12 protein-coding genes are annotated in these 14,983 nt (G+C 56.6%); 5 read left to right on the forward strand and 7 right to left on the reverse strand.

What is annotated here, in order from left to right:
• Positions 1-92 precede the first annotated feature (92 nt).
• Positions 93-1,628, forward strand: coding sequence for a murein biosynthesis integral membrane protein MurJ (gene murJ / locus WCL58_RS01465; protein WP_060423943.1), 1,536 nt, complete (start codon positions 93-95; stop codon positions 1,626-1,628).
• A gap of 62 nt (positions 1,629-1,690) precedes the next feature.
• Here the strand turns inward: murJ and argS are convergent, their stop codons facing one another.
• The gene (gene argS / locus WCL58_RS01470) at positions 1,691-3,421 is read right to left on the reverse strand and encodes an arginine--tRNA ligase (RefSeq protein ID WP_060423941.1); all 1,731 of its coding nucleotides are present in this window, start codon (positions 3,419-3,421) and stop codon (positions 1,691-1,693) included.
• A gap of 838 nt (positions 3,422-4,259) precedes the next feature.
• On the opposite strand from argS, the gene WCL58_RS01475 reads away from it, so the two are divergent.
• Positions 4,260-4,826, forward strand: coding sequence for a VOC family protein (locus WCL58_RS01475; protein WP_336850350.1), 567 nt, complete (start codon positions 4,260-4,262; stop codon positions 4,824-4,826).
• Here the strand turns inward: WCL58_RS01475 and WCL58_RS01480 are convergent.
• A complete protein-coding gene (locus tag WCL58_RS01480) occupies positions 4,823-5,971 on the reverse strand; it encodes a MalY/PatB family protein (protein ID WP_336850351.1) in 1,149 nt (382 codons plus the stop codon). The genes WCL58_RS01475 and WCL58_RS01480 overlap by 4 nt on opposite strands.
• 101 nt (positions 5,972-6,072) lie before the next feature.
• Here WCL58_RS01480 and cutC point away from each other — a divergent pair, with 101 nt between their 5' ends.
• Entirely contained in the window at positions 6,073-6,831 is a 759-nt protein-coding gene (gene cutC, locus WCL58_RS01485) for a copper homeostasis protein CutC (RefSeq protein ID WP_038877351.1), read from the forward strand.
• A 271-nt stretch (positions 6,832-7,102) separates the two neighbouring features.
• On the opposite strand, the gene WCL58_RS01490 is transcribed toward cutC, so the two are convergent.
• Positions 7,103-7,828 (reverse strand): IS3 family transposase, encoded by a 726-nt coding sequence (locus tag WCL58_RS01490; protein WP_087762683.1) that lies wholly within the window; start codon positions 7,826-7,828, stop codon positions 7,103-7,105.
• 130 nt (positions 7,829-7,958) lie between these two features.
• Positions 7,959-9,779 (reverse strand): exopolysaccharide biosynthesis protein, encoded by a 1,821-nt coding sequence (locus tag WCL58_RS01495; protein WP_087762684.1) that lies wholly within the window; start codon positions 9,777-9,779, stop codon positions 7,959-7,961.
• Between the two features lie 436 nt (positions 9,780-10,215).
• Between WCL58_RS01495 and WCL58_RS01500 the strand changes: the two genes are divergently transcribed.
• Complete coding sequence (locus WCL58_RS01500; protein WP_060425843.1) at positions 10,216-10,620, forward strand: hypothetical protein; 405 nt, start codon at positions 10,216-10,218, stop codon at positions 10,618-10,620.
• Complete coding sequence (locus WCL58_RS01505; protein ID WP_336850353.1) at positions 10,617-12,707, forward strand: FKBP-type peptidyl-prolyl cis-trans isomerase N-terminal domain-containing protein; 2,091 nt, start codon at positions 10,617-10,619, stop codon at positions 12,705-12,707. The genes WCL58_RS01500 and WCL58_RS01505 overlap by 4 nt, the downstream gene beginning before the upstream one ends.
• A 36-nt stretch (positions 12,708-12,743) precedes the next feature.
• Here WCL58_RS01505 and cmoB read toward each other — a convergent pair whose 3' ends face one another.
• From cmoB to WCL58_RS01520, 3 genes are all read right to left on the reverse strand, one after another.
• Positions 12,744-13,715 (reverse strand): tRNA 5-methoxyuridine(34)/uridine 5-oxyacetic acid(34) synthase CmoB, encoded by a 972-nt coding sequence (cmoB, locus tag WCL58_RS01510; RefSeq protein ID WP_060439776.1) that lies wholly within the window; start codon positions 13,713-13,715, stop codon positions 12,744-12,746.
• A complete protein-coding gene (cmoA, locus tag WCL58_RS01515; protein WP_102984529.1) occupies positions 13,712-14,455 on the reverse strand; it encodes a carboxy-S-adenosyl-L-methionine synthase CmoA in 744 nt (247 codons plus the stop codon). Before cmoA ends, cmoB begins: the two co-directional genes overlap by 4 nt.
• Before the next feature lie 102 nt (positions 14,456-14,557).
• Complete coding sequence (locus WCL58_RS01520) at positions 14,558-14,953, reverse strand: MAPEG family protein (RefSeq protein WP_004932387.1); 396 nt, start codon at positions 14,951-14,953, stop codon at positions 14,558-14,560.
• Between the last annotated feature and the right edge of the window lie 30 nt (positions 14,954-14,983).

The following is a 14,983-nucleotide window of genomic DNA, read 5'->3' on the forward strand; positions in this document are numbered from 1 at the left end:
TATTCTTTTCCGGATGCGTAAACTGAGCCGATTGTTTCACTGACGCCTGCTGTTGCAGGCGTTGATATTTACGGTACCTATCAGACAACCACATGAACCTACTCAAATCCTTGGCTGCCGTCAGCTCGATGACGATGTTTTCGCGGGTGTTGGGCTTTGCCCGTGATGCAATCGTCGCGCGCGTGTTCGGGGCCGGCATGGCAACGGACGCCTTCTTCGTGGCGTTCAAACTCCCTAATCTGTTACGCCGTATCTTTGCCGAAGGGGCATTTTCGCAGGCCTTCGTGCCGATCCTGGCCGAATACAAGAGCCAGCAGGGTGAAGAAGCGACGCGCACTTTTATCGCCTATGTCTCCGGGCTGTTGACGCTGGTGCTGGCGGTGGTGACGGTGCTGGGGATGCTGGCCGCGCCCTGGGTGATCTATATCACTGCGCCGGGCTTTACCGATACGCCCGACAAGTTTGCCCTGACGTCGGCGCTGTTGCGCATCACATTCCCCTATATTCTGTTGATCTCACTGGCGTCGCTGGTGGGGGCGATCCTCAATACCTGGAACCGCTTCTCGATCCCGGCCTTTGCGCCAACGCTGCTTAACGTCAGCATGATCGGCTTCGCGCTGTTCGCGGCCCCGTATTTCAATCCGCCGGTGCTGGCGCTGGCCTGGGCGGTGGTGGTGGGCGGCGTGCTGCAGCTGGGGTATCAGCTGCCGCACCTGCGCAAGATCGGCATGCTGGTATTGCCGCGCCTCAAGCTGGGCGATGCCGGGGTCTGGCGCGTGATGCGCCAGATGGGGCCGGCGATCCTCGGGGTGTCGGTCAGCCAAATCTCGCTGATCATCAACACCATTTTCGCTTCGTTCCTGGTGTCCGGCTCGGTGTCCTGGATGTACTACGCCGACCGCCTGATGGAGTTTCCTTCCGGCGTGCTGGGCGTGGCCTTGGGCACCATCCTGCTGCCGTCGCTGGCCAAAAGCTTCGCGAGCGGCAACCACGACGAGTATTCGCGCCTGATGGATTGGGGGCTGCGCCTGTGCTTCCTGCTGGCGTTGCCGAGCGCCATTGCGCTCGGCATTTTGGCCAAGCCGCTGACCGTTTCGCTGTTCCAGTATGGCAAATTCAGCGCCTTTGACGCGGCGATGACGCAGCGTGCGCTGGTGGCTTACTCGGTAGGGCTGATGGGGCTGATCGTGGTTAAAGTGCTGGCGCCGGGCTTCTATTCGCGGCAGGACATCAAAACGCCGGTCAAGATCGCCATCATTACGCTGATTATGACGCAGGTGATGAACCTGGCGTTTATTGGCCCGCTGAAGCATGCCGGCCTGGCGCTGTCGATCGGTTTGGCGGCATGTCTGAACGCCTCGCTGCTGTATTGGCAACTGCGCAAGCAGAAGATTTTCCAGCCGCAGCCGGGGTGGGCGCTGTTCCTCACCAAGCTGGTGATCGCCGTGCTGGTGATGTCGGCCGTGTTGATTGGCGCGATGTGGCTGATGCCTGCCTGGGATCAGGGCAACATGCTGGAGCGTTTGCTGCGCTTGGCTGCGGTGGTGGTGGCCGGTGTGGTGGCGTACTTTGGCGTGCTGGCCGGGTTGGGCTTCCGCCCGCGCGATTTTGCTCGCCGGGTCGCCTGAGCCAAAGGCAAGCGTAAAAAAAGGTCGCCTGGGCGACCTTTTTGCTTTCTGGGCGGCGCAGTTTACATGCGTTCGACGGTTTCGATGCCCAGCGTATCCAGACCAGTTTTCAGCGTTTTTGAGGTCAGCAGCGCCAGCTTCAGGCGGCTCTGACGCACTTCTTCGCTGTCGGCGTTCAGGATCTGGCAGTGCTCGTAGAAACCGGAGAACAGGCCGGCCAGATCGTACAGGTAGCTGCACATGACGTGAGGCGTGCCTTCACGCGCGACGGTGGTGAGCACTTCTTCGAACTGCAGCAGGCGGGTGGCCAGCGCAATTTCGCGCTCTTCGGTCAGCGTCAGCGGCAGCGTCAGGCTGGTTTCGTCGATGCCGGCGCGTTTGAATACCGATGCCACACGGGTATAGGCGTATTGCATATAAGGCGCGGTATTGCCTTCGAAGGCCAGCATGTTATCCCAGTCGAAGACATAGTCGGTGGTGCGGCTTTTCGACAGATCGGCGTATTTCACCGCGCCGATGCCGACCACGCGGGCCACGGTTTTCATTTCGTCTTCCGGCATATCAGGGTTTTTGCCGGCGATCAGCTGTTCGGCGCGTTCGATGGCCTCATCCAGTAGGTCGGAGAGCTTCACCGTACCGCCCGAGCGGGTTTTGAACGGCTTGCCGTCTTTGCCCAGCATCATGCCGAACATGTGGTGTTCCAGCGAGACGGACTCCGGCACGTAACCGGCCTTGCGCACGATGGTCCAGGCCTGCATCAGGTGCTGATGCTGACGGGAGTCGATGTAATACAGGACGCGATTGGCACCCAGGGTTTCGTAGCGATACTTGGCGCAGGCGATGTCGGTGGTGGTGTAGAGGTAGCCGCCATCCTTTTTCTGGATGATGACGCCCATCGGATCGCCGTCCTTGTTCTGGTATTCATCGAGGAACACCACGGTAGCGCCTTCGCTTTCCACCGCCAGCCCTTTGGCTTTCAGGTCGGCGACGATGCCCGGCAGCATCGCGTTATACAGGCTTTCGCCCATCACGTCGTCTTCGGTCAGCGTGACGTTCAGGCGGTTATAGGTCAGCTGGTTTTGCGCCATGGTGATGTCGACCAGCTTGCGCCACATTTTCAGACAGTACTGATCGCCGCCCTGCAGCTTCACGACGTAAGCGCGCGCGCGTTCGGCGAACTCGGCATCTTCGTCGTAATGCTTCTTGGCTTCGCGGTAGAACTGTTCTAGATCGGACAGGCCCATGTCGCTGGCGTTTTCATTCTGCATTTTTTCCAGGTAGGCAATCAGCATGCCGAACTGGGTGCCCCAGTCGCCGACGTGGTTGGCGCGGATCACTTTATGGCCCAGAAACTCCTGGGTACGTGCCGCGGCGTCGCCGATGATGGTGGAGCGCAGGTGGCCGACGTGCATCTCTTTCGCCACGTTCGGCGCGGAGTAGTCGATAACGATAGTTTGCGGCTCAACCGGTGCGATGCCCAGTTTCGGTGCGTTTAGCACTCGATCGGCCTGGCGCGCGACCCAGTCGCTGTTCAGGAAAATGTTGATAAAGCCGGGGCCGGCGATTTCCACTTTAGCGGCGACGTCGCCGAGATCCAGCAGTTGCACCACTTTTTCCGCCAGTTGACGGGGTGGCATGCCCAGCTTTTTGGCGACGGACATCACGCCATTGGCCTGGTAATCACCAAACTGCGCCTTGGCGGATGGGCGGACCTGCGCTTCGCAATCGGCTGGCGCGCCAGCGGCGATCAGCGCCTGGCTGACTTTATCTGAAAGAAGAACCTGAATATTCACCGGGTTACCTTAATGACGAACGAGGGGCTGAAGCCAACCCCTGTGGGATTCAACGGTGGCAGGCACCGGTGCACGACTGGTGCGGTGCCTTCCACAAAACAGCCTGCAATTGTAACCGATCTGACGGAGCCCGTCAGCAGTTGGCTCGGCCGCAGCGATGAAACTGTTGTCGGGTGCGGCGCGTTGATGGCCGGAAGGTGAAAGCAGAATGACCTGACAGAATGTACGAAGGGGAGAGTTGCAAAGCTAGCGCTTTTTATTGCGGCGACCGGCATCCAGCGTGTTGCCGCTGCGTGATTTGAAATGACGGTAGATGGCGTATACGGCGATAATTATCAACACCAAGGATATCGTCAGCAATAACATAATGATCATCTCGAATTTAAATTTCCTCCAAAGTAGCCGAGTTATCTTGGTGAATCAATTGTTCGGGGTTAAATTAAGATAATCCTTAGTTTTTCATCAATTAATTTTGTTTATTTTCTTCTTTTACAATGGGTTGTGATTGCTTTTTGTGTGGGTTTGATAAGTGGGCCAGGGTTGATTAAACCAGACTATTCAATCGGATTGGCCAATGGGCTGCAGAGGGTTTTGTGCAAAATAACTTAAATCATAGCGTCATGAAGAAAAGGTATAATGGATTGCGAAAATTCTTATTTTTTATTTATCTGTTGATTTAATAAGCTGTCATCTTAATAAAAAGCTGGTTTTTATTCTCCCGGTCCGCAACCAAAAATCATTCTGAACGGCTGCTGAAAAACCTCGCAATGCTGGCGAGCGCTGTCGCCACCGTGTAAATTACGGCGTTTCACATGCGTTCCGTTGTTTTGAGGTTTCTATGACCACCCCCTTGCAGGCCATTGCCGAGCTGGACGACCTGGTGCTCGACCTGCCGCGTTTCGAGCAGGCATTGCATCAATTTGCCGCCAAATTGCGGCTTGATCTGGCCGCGTTTACCGCCGATCACATCTCTCTGCGCTGTCATCAGAACGCCACTGCCGAACGCTGGCGCCAGGGGCTGATGCAGTGCGGGACACTGCTGTCCGAGTCGACGATCAACGGGCGACCTATCTGTCTGTTCGATTTGTCGCAGCCGCTGGCCGTGGGGCCGTGGCAGATAGACTGCGTCGAGCTGCCGTATCCCGGGGAGAAACGCTATCCGCACGAAGGTTGGGAACACGTCGAATTAGTGCTCAGTGGCGATCCGCAGACGCTGCACGCCCGGGCGTTGAGCTACCTTGCCGATGAAGCGCTGCTGGCCCCGGGGATCAAACTGAAGCAAAGCTCGCCAAAAGGCGAGGGCGAGCGGCTACCGAACCCGACGCTGGCCATCACCGACGGAACGGTGACGATAAAGTTTCATCCTTATTCCATTCGAGATATCGTCGCCAGCGAACAAGGTTAGCCGGGCAGTGCCGCACAGGCTCGCGCCATGCGATCGAGCGCTTCATCGAGCAGGGCCCACCGGCAACCAAAGTTAAGCCGCACAAAGCGCCGATCGCCGAAATCCAAACCGGCGCTTAATCCTACGCCCGCGCGTTCGAAGAACTGATGCGGGTTGTCCACCGGTAAAGCGCTGCAATCGATCCACGCCAGGTAGGTGGCTTCGATTGGCAAAACCGTCAACCCCGGCATGGCGTTGATGCGCTCGGTCAGCCGATCGCGATTGGCACGTAGATAAATCAGCTGCTCGTCCAGCCAGGGCTGCCCGTATTGATAAGCCGCCTGCGCTGCCACCAGCGCCAGCAGATTGACCTCTGGCACGATGCCGCTGCGCGCGCGTTTCAGCCTTTGTCGCAGCGCTTCGTTGGGAACGATCGCCAGTGAAGCGCCCAGCCCGGCAAGATTAAACGTTTTTGACGGCGACATCAGCGTCACGCTGCGTTGGGCCGCATCGTCATTCAGGGTAGCGAAAGGGGTATGCCGCACGCCGGGTTCAAGCAGCAGCTCGCAGTGGATTTCATCGGAACAGACGATTAAATCGTGCTCGCGAGCGAACTGATGGTGCTGCAACAGCTCATCCCGGCGATAAACGGTGCCACCGGGATTCTGCGGGTTGCACAGCAACAGAAGCTTCTCGTTGCCGCTAAGCCGATCACGCATCACGGGGAAGTCCAACACCCAGCGTTGGCCTACCGCCGTTAGCGGCACCGAGAGGTGCTTACGCCCGGCGAATTTGGCCGCTTTGCGGAACGGCGGATAAATGGGAGCGGGGGCCAGCGTGCTCTGGTGTTCTTCGGTGCAGGCTCGCACGCACAGGTTCAGGCCGCACACCAGCCCAGGCAGGAAAATGATCCATTCAGGCTTGATGTGCCAGCCGTAGCGCTCTACCATGCGGCGGGTAAAAACCTCAATAAGATCAGTGGATGGGTGAGTGTAGCCGAATACGCCGTGCGCCACGCGACGCTGCAAGGCTTCGATCACCGCCGGCGGTGAGGTGAAATCGCTGTCGGCGACCCAAAGCGGAATAATGTCGCGGTCGCGATATTTATCCCACTTAACGCTGTCACTGTGACTGCGGTCTACCCATTGATCAAAATTGAATGCCATAGTTACAACCCTGAGCCGGTTTATGCCTAAGCATGAGCCTACGTGAGAAATGAAGAAATGAACAATTGCCGCCGTATGTTGGCCGTTATCTGGGGGTGACAATGATAAAACTGGAAGTTTGTTGCTTTAGCGTCGACTGCGCGCTGACGGCCGAACGGGCAGGCGCCGATCGTATCGAGTTGTGCGCCAGCCAGAGCGAGGGGGGATTGACGCCGAGCTATGGCACGCTGCGTCTGGCGCGCGAGCGGGTGGCGATCCCGGTGCATCCGATCGTTCGTCCTCGCGGTGGCGATTTCTGCTACGGCGCGGTGGATTTCGAGGTGATCAAACAGGATCTCCGCCAGATCCGCGAGATGGGGTTCCCCGGCGTAGTGGTCGGCATGCTGGACGAAGAAGGGCACATCGATCTGCCGCGCATGCGCGAAGTGATGAAGCTGTGCGAGGGCATGGCGGTGACGTTCCATCGCGCGTTCGACATGTGCCAGAACCCGATGGTGGCGTTGGAACAACTGACCGAGCTGGGCGTAGCGCGCATTCTAACCTCCGGCCAACAGCAGAGCGCCGAACTGGGCCTGCCGCTGCTGCGAGATTTGCGCCAGGCCAGTCACGGCCCGGTGATCATGGCGGGTGCCGGCGTGCGCCTCAGCAATCTGCACAAGTTTGTCGACATCGGTCTGCATGAACTGCACAGCTCTTCCGGCCATCTGGTACCGTCGACCATGCGTTACCGCAAGGCGGGCGTCACCATGTGCTCCGATAACGAGTTTGACGAATTTAGCCATTATTGCGTGGATGGCGAAATGGTGGAGGCGATGAAAAACGCGCTGGCCTTGGTTGATCCCCTGGCGCAAAGCGCATAATCACGCAGCTAACCGCGTTTGAAAACCGGTTTCCGGGCCGTAAGACCCCTTTGCGTGTCACTGAGCTCTCGGCGATCGCGCAAGTACCAGGCCCCGGCGTTTTGCCGGGGCTTTTTTTATGTCTTTGACCCGTCCTGAATAGCGTTGACACGTTTTCGACTTAAATCCGGAGAACGTGATAATGGCCGAGTTTAAACGCACACAACGCGACTATCCTTTGTCTTTTAAAATTGCTGTTGTTGAGCAGGTTGAAAAAGGCGAAATGTAGTGGTCAAGTAATATTGGCCACGGTTTTACAGTAAGAACGGTATCTGTTCTCTGATTCTTCTGGCGTCAGTCCACCGTTATAATGATGTGGTCTGACGCTATTGTAGTAATTCAATATATAGCGATTGATTTGCCGCCGGGCTTCGTCTTTGCCCACGTAGCCATTCGCTGGTACCCATTCTGTTTTCAGGCTGCGGAAGAAGCGTTCCATCGGGCTGTTATCCCAGCAGTTTCCCCGCCGACTGACGCTTTGCTTTATTCTGTAACGCCAGAGAAGTTGCTGATATTTCAGGCCTGTACACTGGCTTCCCTGATCGCTATGGAACATGACATCACGCGGTTGGCTACGCGTCTCATATGCCATCCGCAGAGCGTTGCTTATCAGTGCTGTATCGGCATTCGCTGACAGACTCCAGCCGATAACTCTGCGGGCAAAAAGATCCATTACGACCGCCAGATAGCACCAGCGATTTCCTGCCCAGATATAAGTAATATCTCCGCACCATACCCGGTCTGGCTCCGGTACAGCGAACTGGCGCTCTCGTCTGAGCTGGCGTACCCAAGATTCAAGCGTGGTAGAACCAACATTAACCGCTTCACTGGCTTGTCGATATGAGTAGCCCTTATCAACGATCAGCTGTGCACATTCCAGCCTGAACTCAGGGGTAAAAGTACGCTTAGTTCTCTTGTTCATTAAGTCACCTATTTTATGTTGAGGTGAGAATATCACCTTTAATCAGGTGGCCAAATTCACTGTGCCACTACACCAGTCGCTAAAATATAAAACGCCCGATGCGGTGCATCAGGCGTTTTACAGGCATAAAAGTGTCAACCTATGCCAGGACTAGTCATGTGGATGATTAGTGCTGTGCATCGGGCGAGAAGTTGAAGACTTCGCCCGGAGTAATGCCGCAGTTTAAAACGCGCACCGCATTATTGCCATTTCCGGGATTGATCAGGATATCGTGGATAGTGCGATTGTTGTTCATGACAAAACGCGCGTAGTAAAGGTTGCCGATGCGTATCCAGGGAATAGCTTCATTGCTCTCGACAGTGTCGGTATAGTTATCGTTGAACGAGCGGGCCCAAATGCCAGTCGAAGCTTGCGCGGTAGATTGATCGCCGATAGAGGATGCGATGGCCCAGAATGTTCTCAGTCCCATGCTCCGATGAATACGTTGACCTAAACCTTTATAAGCCGGGTTATCTCCATTGGCGGTCAGGATATTGCTATCCGCCGTCAGATTTCCGTCAATAAACCAGCCTACAGGCTGTTTGTCAGCACCGATGGCGATCATATTGCTGTTCGTCAAACAATTTAGCGGAGCCGCATGTAGCTGGTAGCTGCGTTGCGCAATGCTCAGTGTGCCTCTAAGAATGTTGTAACCCGCTTCATTGTTCAGACTGCCGTTCGTCCACATTGGCATGACGGTGTTGCTGAATGAAAGTTGATACCCGCCGTTCGCTTCGAAGCGAACGGCCTGAGGAGAGAGTGAACCCTTCGGTCCATTAGCGGTAGCGAAGTTAACATTGCTGATTTGCACTGGGGTGATATTTGATTGGCCAGTAGACTTTCTTAATACCAGGAAGCCCCCAACGGTATCACCATAGTCATTAATATAAGAACCGTTGGCGATTTGAATATTGGCGGAGGAATCCGAGTCGATATCAATTCCGGTACCATTTCTGTCAGCCATGAAATTGCTCAGGCTAAGGCCGCCTAAATAGGAGGTTCCTTGTGTTGTAGTTTTGATAAAGATCTTTTTGCCATAAGAGAACACATTCACCATAAACGTATTGTCGTGGCGATCGAGATTGAAAGCACAAGAACCGGTTACAGCGATAGAGGCAGTCACCGCGTTTTCTGTCGGGCGCACGACGTTGGCATTGACGTGAACATTGGTAAATCTGTTGATGTCCCTGCTTTCATAAACCCTGTAGTCGCAGCGTACTGCCCAACCGTAGATATTCTCAAAGTTGTTGGCTTCTCCACGAGCTTCAACAAAATCATAGGCGCCTACATAACGGCAGTTGGCGACTGACAGAGCGCCGGTTGCGGTAATGGTGGCCCCGTATGGAACAAACGCCTCCGGCTGGGTGGCAGTATATTTCTGATCTGGATAGAGGAACGACCAACCATCAAAGACAACGTTCTTATCGCAGGCGAAACAAACCGCACCTGCCGGCTTTTTGATGATGAAAGCACTATCGTCCGCAAGGCCTGCCCGATTAGGGCCATTGTTTGTAAGACTTGCAGGGCCTTGAGCAAGACCGCGGCGGGATCCTCTGACTGTGATGCCATTAGCGACGTTGATAGGTTGAGTGCTGGTCAGCAGATATTGAGCATTTTCCGAAGCATAGACCACTTTGTTTTTTAAACTCGCGGCATAGTTTAATGTCGCGCTGATTGCTGCGTCAGAGGTGGAAGTGCCACTAGGATCAGCGCCGAAGTGATCGAAAGTCAGTTTCTGATCCAGTCGTTTCCAGCGGGCTCCTCCCGTTGTAACCACCACGGTACCGTTATTGTCCGCACTGGTTGTATCCGTTTTCGCATAATAGAATTCGCCGCCGCCGGTGAAATGTCCGGGGGTGTGAGAAACTAAAAAGACAATCTGGTCATCTGTAACTGGCGTCAGATTACGCAATTCACTGATGTTATTAACACTAATCATATTGTTCATGAAATTTCTCCTGTTGGTTGGCAACACGATTCTCAATCAGGATGGACGTTTCAAAAAGTCGATGAAGTTTGCTGGGTGCTGATACAGCGTGAAGTTCAGGCCGCGGCAATTGGAGCATGCGTTGGCCTGGTACCTTGTCAAGACGCAGCACCGTTTCAACGCTGTTATTCGGTCGGCGGCCCCATCTCTTCTTGCGATCGCCATGCCCTGCTGATAAGTTTGTGAGTTAAAATACTTTAAATATCATAATATTAAATGATTTTTTGGTATGTATTGCCGTGGTGAATGGTTTGCGTTCTGCCGCTCGTCACCGCGCCGGTATTTTTACCTGTTCATCGCCTGCCTTATGGCCGGAACATCACAGCATCAATTGAGGAGAGCCGTCGGCGCAGCCGCAGGGCGCGTTAACGGCGGACTAAACAAGGAGATAACGATAATGACCCGAACGGCACACTGTTTGAGCGCGGCGCTTTTACTGACGTTGGCCCTGACCGGCTGCCAGACCGCCAAGCGACCTGTTTCTACATTAAGCCAGCCGCCCAGCGCAGAAGAAATTGCGGAACAAGACAAACGGCAGCGTGAGGCCGAGCGCATGCAGCAATGCCAGCGCGAGTTGGATGCCATGCGCGGTATGGATAACGAAAAATACCAAAAATTCAAACGCGAATTCGATACCTTGATGGGCGGTGCCGCGCAGTATGCCGGGGTACGTCAGCGGGTCAACACGGGCACGCAGGAAACCGTCGACGCCCTGTATCGTTATCGCACCAGCCGTCTTTGCGCGGACATCAGTTCTGCCATGATGACCGGCCTGGCTGAGCGTGGAGAACGCGCCCAATGACCCCTCGAGCAAGAAAGGCCTTGCTGAGCCTGATGATACCGCTGGCGTTTGCGCCGGCGGTGGCCGGGGCGGATGACGACGTGCCGGCATTATTGCAGTTTGCCGAGCGTTACCAGCGGCAGGACGCGCCGGCAGCCGAGACCGTGGTTACCCCATCCCAGGAAAGCCAAAAGCCGGCGTCCCGGCCGGTTCAAGCTCGTGAAACGAGCTCACAGAGAAAGCAACTGGCTCAGTTGCAAAAGACACTGCGCGAGAAAGAGACTCGCCTGGAGCAACAGCAAGCCGCTCTTCAATCCCTGCAACAGGAGTTGACCGCGTTGCGGGTTGCGTCGTCCCTGACCGCTGCCGATAAACCGACACCGGCGCCTGATTTGAGCGCGTTGAGCGACTTCGCCAGCGGCGTACGACAGGCGCTGAACCTGACGCCGCAGGAGCGCAAGGCTCAGGCGCAGATCGCCGAAGCGCAGGCGGCGTTAGCGCGGCAAAAGCAGAAAACCGAGGAGCGCGACCGGCGCATTGCCTTGCTGGAACAACGGCTGGCGGCGTTGCCTGAACAGGCGGATAAGGCTTGGCAGGAGAAACTGGCGGCGGCCCAGACCACCAACGATAAAGCGCGCCAGCGTTATGAGCAGGATAAAAAAGCGGCCGCCGCTGAGCTGGAACAGCAGAAGGCCGAGGCTGCCAGGCTGACGGGCGAACTGCAGCAGCAGCTGGCGCAGCTGCAAAAAGAGCAGGAGGGCCAACGGCAGCAGGGTGGGCAGCAAGAGAAAAGCCTGAAGACGGCGCTGGCGCAGCAAAAGGCCGAAGCCGCCAAGGCGACGGGTGAACTTCAGCAGCAGCTGGCGCAGCTGCAGAAAGAGCGTGATGGTCAACGCCAACAGGCTGAGCAGCAAGAGAAAAGCCTGAGGACGGCGCTGGCGCAGCAAAAGGCCGAAGCCGCCAAGGCGGCGGGTGAGCTTCAGCAGCAGCTGGCGCAGCTGCAGAAAGAGCGTGATGGTCAACGCCAACAGGCCGAGCAGCAAGAGAAAAGCCTAAAGACGGCGCTGGCGCAGCAAAAGGCCGAAGCCGCCAAGGCGGCGGGTGAACTTCAGCAGCAGCTGGCGCAGCTGCAGAAAGAGCGTGATGATCAACGCCAACAGGCCGAACAGCAAGAGAAAAGCCTGAAGACGGCGCTGGCGCAGCAAAAGGCTGAAGCCGTCAAGGCGACGGGTGAACTGCAGCAGCAGCTGGCGCAGCTGCAGGAAAAAAACAAGACGCAAACCGAACAAGCTAAAGCGTTGGAACAACGTTTGGCGGTGGTAACGGCGGAAAGCGCGCAGGCTGCGCAGCAGCGGGATAAAGCGACACTGCAGGTGGATAAAACGGCAACGGAGCTGGCGGCCGCCCATCAGGCGCAGCAAGCTTTGCAAGACGAGCTGAGCGGGCTGAGATTGCGGGCCAAATGGCTGCCGGATGCGCAGGCGCTCAAGAAAAAGCCGGAACAGCAGAGCTATGCTGCCGGTGTCGCTTTGGGACGCGATATTCAAACGATGCTGGCGGAGCGTAAAAATTGGGGCATCAATCCCGATAAAACCCTGCTGCTGGCGGGCGTGATCGATACCTTCAACGGCCATTACCAACTAAGCGATGCACAGTTGACCCGCGCGCTGTCGGAGTCGGAAAAAGCGGTGAACGACGCCAGAAACCAGGCGGCGAAGGTGCAGACCAGCAAGGGCGAGGCGTTCGTCACCGAGTTTAAAAAGAAGAAAGGCACGCAGAAGTCGCCTGCCGGTTTCTGGTATCGCATCGATTATGTGGGTGATGAAGCCATTAAGGAAAACGCACGGGTAGACATTGTGGTGAAAGAGAGCTTAACCGACGGCAGCGTGATTCAGGATATGGATCGCAGTGGGAAGGTGATGTCACAGCCACTCTCTGCCTATCCGCCGTTGTTCCGCGAGGCGATCGGCCATCTGAAAAATCATGGCTCTCTGACAATGGTGGTGCCGCCGGCGTTGGCGTACGGAGAAACGGGCTATGCGCCGCAGATCCCGCCGAACGCGACCATGGTGTATGAGCTGCGGATTGTCGATGTCGACAACGGGTAAATTCGGGCCGGCGCAGGCCGGCCCGATTAGCGAACGCTAGGGTTTTTTGGCGGTCAGCACGGCGCGCAGGGGCGCCGGATAGCCTTCGATCGTTTTGCTGCGATCGTTCGGATCGAGGAATTCGGCCAGTGACTCGCTGGTCATCCAGTCGGTGCGGCGCTGCTCTTCGAGGCTGGTGACGCACATATCGGCGATCTTCACGTCGACGAAACCGCACTTCTCCAGCCAGCATTTCAGCGCTTCGGCGGAAGGAATGAAATACACGTTGCGCATCTGTGCATAACGATCGCCCGGCACCAGCACCTGGTGGCGATCGCCTTCCACCACCAGCGTTTCCAGCACCAGCTCCCCTTCAGCCACCAGCTGATTTTTCAGCTGATAGAGATGATCGAGCGGCGAGCGGCGGTGATATAGCACCCCCATTGAGAACACGGTGTCGAACGCCGCCAGATCCGGCAACTGCTCGATGCCGAGCGGCAGCAGGTGGGCGCGCTGATCGCCACCCAACAGCTTGCGCACTGCTTCGAACTGGCACAGGAACAGCTGCATCGGATCGATGCCGACGGCAAAGTGTGCGCCGGCGCCGATCATGCGCCACAGGTGATAGCCGCTGCCGCAGCCGACGTCGAGAATGGTGCGGCCGGCCAGCGGAGAAATGTGCGGCAGCACGCGATCCCACTTCCAGTCGGAATGCCATTCGGTATCGATATCGATGCCATACAGCGAGAACGGCCCTTTACGCCATGGCATCAGGGTGCGCAGCATTTTCTCGATGCCCTCGAGCTGGCCCGGCGACAGGGCAGGCTCCATCTCGGCGCGTACGCCGTGCAGCAGATCGAGGCGGGTTGGGGTCAGCGTCGGCAAATGTTCCACCGAGTTGAACCACTGCTTGAATTTGCCGTGCAGCGATTCGCGTTGCCAGGCGCTGAGCTGCGCAGGCAGGGTGTCCAGCCAATGGCTTAGGGGGCTTTTGGCGATGCGCTGATAGAAATCACCGAACTCGATCATTGCGCATCCCCCGCTTTCAGGGCGATCAGCGAACCGAAGTTGAAGCATTGGAACCACACTTCGGCATGCTCGAACCCGGCTTGATGCAGGCGCGCCTTGTGTGCCTCTACCGAGTCGGTCAGCATCACGTTTTCCAGCATGCTGCGTTTTTGGCTGATCTCCAGCTCGCTGTACCCATTGGCGCGTTTGAAATCGTGATGCATGTTGAACAGCAGCTCGCCGACTTCGGCGTCTTCAAAGCTGAACTTCTCCGACAGCACCAGTGCGCCGCCCGGGCGCAGGCCGCGATAAATTTTCTCCAGCAGGCGCAGGCGATCGGCCGGTTCGAGGAACTGCAGCGTAAAGTTCAGCACCACCATCGAGGCGTTTTCGATGTCGATGTCGCGAATGTCGGCTTCGATGACGCCGACCGGCGTGTCGGCGCGGAAGGCATCGATATGGCGGCGGCAACGTTCCACCATCGCCGGCGAATTGTCGACGGCGACGATATTGCAGCCGGGCACCTTGATATTCCGCCGCATCGACAGCGTCGCCGCGCCCAGCGAGCAGCCCAGGTCATACACCCGGCTGTCGGGTTGCACAAAGCGTTCGGCCAGCATGCCGATCATCGAGATGATGTTGGAATAGCCGGGAACGGAGCGTTGGATCATGTCGGGGAACACTTCGGCAACGCGTTCGTCGAAGGTCCAGTCGCCCAATTTGGCGATGGGGGCGGAGAAAAGGGTATCGCGGTTTGGCATAGCGGCAAATCAGTTCAGAATTCGAAGCTGCGTAGTCTAACAGAAAAGCGTAAAAAAGCGGAGCGGAAGCAGGCGGCGCGGCCGCCTGATGATAAAACGGGATCAATGCAGGCTAAAAATCAGATCCCAGGGCAGATAGAAGATATTTGCCAGAACCATCAACAGCAAAGAGATATAGGTCGCGGCCATGCCTGAACGGCGCCAGCGAACCTCGCGGTTGCGCAAACCGTAGTAATGCACCAGCCGCCCGGCCATCAGCATCAGGCCGCAGAGGTGAATCATCCAGATTTCCGCGCCGTTCATCTCCATGATCACCAGCAATACGGCAGCGATCGGAATGTATTCAACGGCGTTGCCATGCACGCGGATGGCGGTCTGCAATTCGTAGAACCCGCCGTCGCCGTAGGCTACGCGGTACTGCATCCTTAATCTGACTACGTCATAAGAGAGTTTGATCAACAACAATGCGCCGAGCACCACATAAAGCGCGCTTACCATTTTTAACTCCGTTCCCTAACCAAAACTGGC

The sequence above is a fragment of the Serratia sp. TMDUHS_CL genome, from assembly GCF_037137105.1.
GTDB lineage: Bacteria > Pseudomonadota > Gammaproteobacteria > Enterobacterales > Enterobacteriaceae > Serratia > Serratia nevei.

Coding starts and splice junctions, on each gene's coding strand:
- murJ (WP_060423943.1), top strand. CDS start 93: ATGAACCTACTCAAATCCTTGGCTGCCGTCAGCTCGATGACGATGTTT.
- WCL58_RS01505 (WP_336850353.1), top strand. CDS start 10,617: ATGACCCCTCGAGCAAGAAAGGCCTTGCTGAGCCTGATGATACCGCTG.
- WCL58_RS01500 (WP_060425843.1), top strand. CDS start 10,216: ATGACCCGAACGGCACACTGTTTGAGCGCGGCGCTTTTACTGACGTTG.
- WCL58_RS01495 (WP_087762684.1), bottom strand. CDS start 9,779: ATGAACAATATGATTAGTGTTAATAACATCAGTGAATTGCGTAATCTG.
- cutC (WP_038877351.1), top strand. CDS start 6,073: ATGATAAAACTGGAAGTTTGTTGCTTTAGCGTCGACTGCGCGCTGACG.
- cmoA (WP_102984529.1), bottom strand. CDS start 14,455: ATGCCAAACCGCGATACCCTTTTCTCCGCCCCCATCGCCAAATTGGGC.
- cmoB (WP_060439776.1), bottom strand. CDS start 13,715: ATGATCGAGTTCGGTGATTTCTATCAGCGCATCGCCAAAAGCCCCCTA.
- WCL58_RS01475 (WP_336850350.1), top strand. CDS start 4,260: ATGACCACCCCCTTGCAGGCCATTGCCGAGCTGGACGACCTGGTGCTC.
- WCL58_RS01480 (WP_336850351.1), bottom strand. CDS start 5,971: ATGGCATTCAATTTTGATCAATGGGTAGACCGCAGTCACAGTGACAGC.
- WCL58_RS01520 (WP_004932387.1), bottom strand. CDS start 14,953: ATGGTAAGCGCGCTTTATGTGGTGCTCGGCGCATTGTTGTTGATCAAA.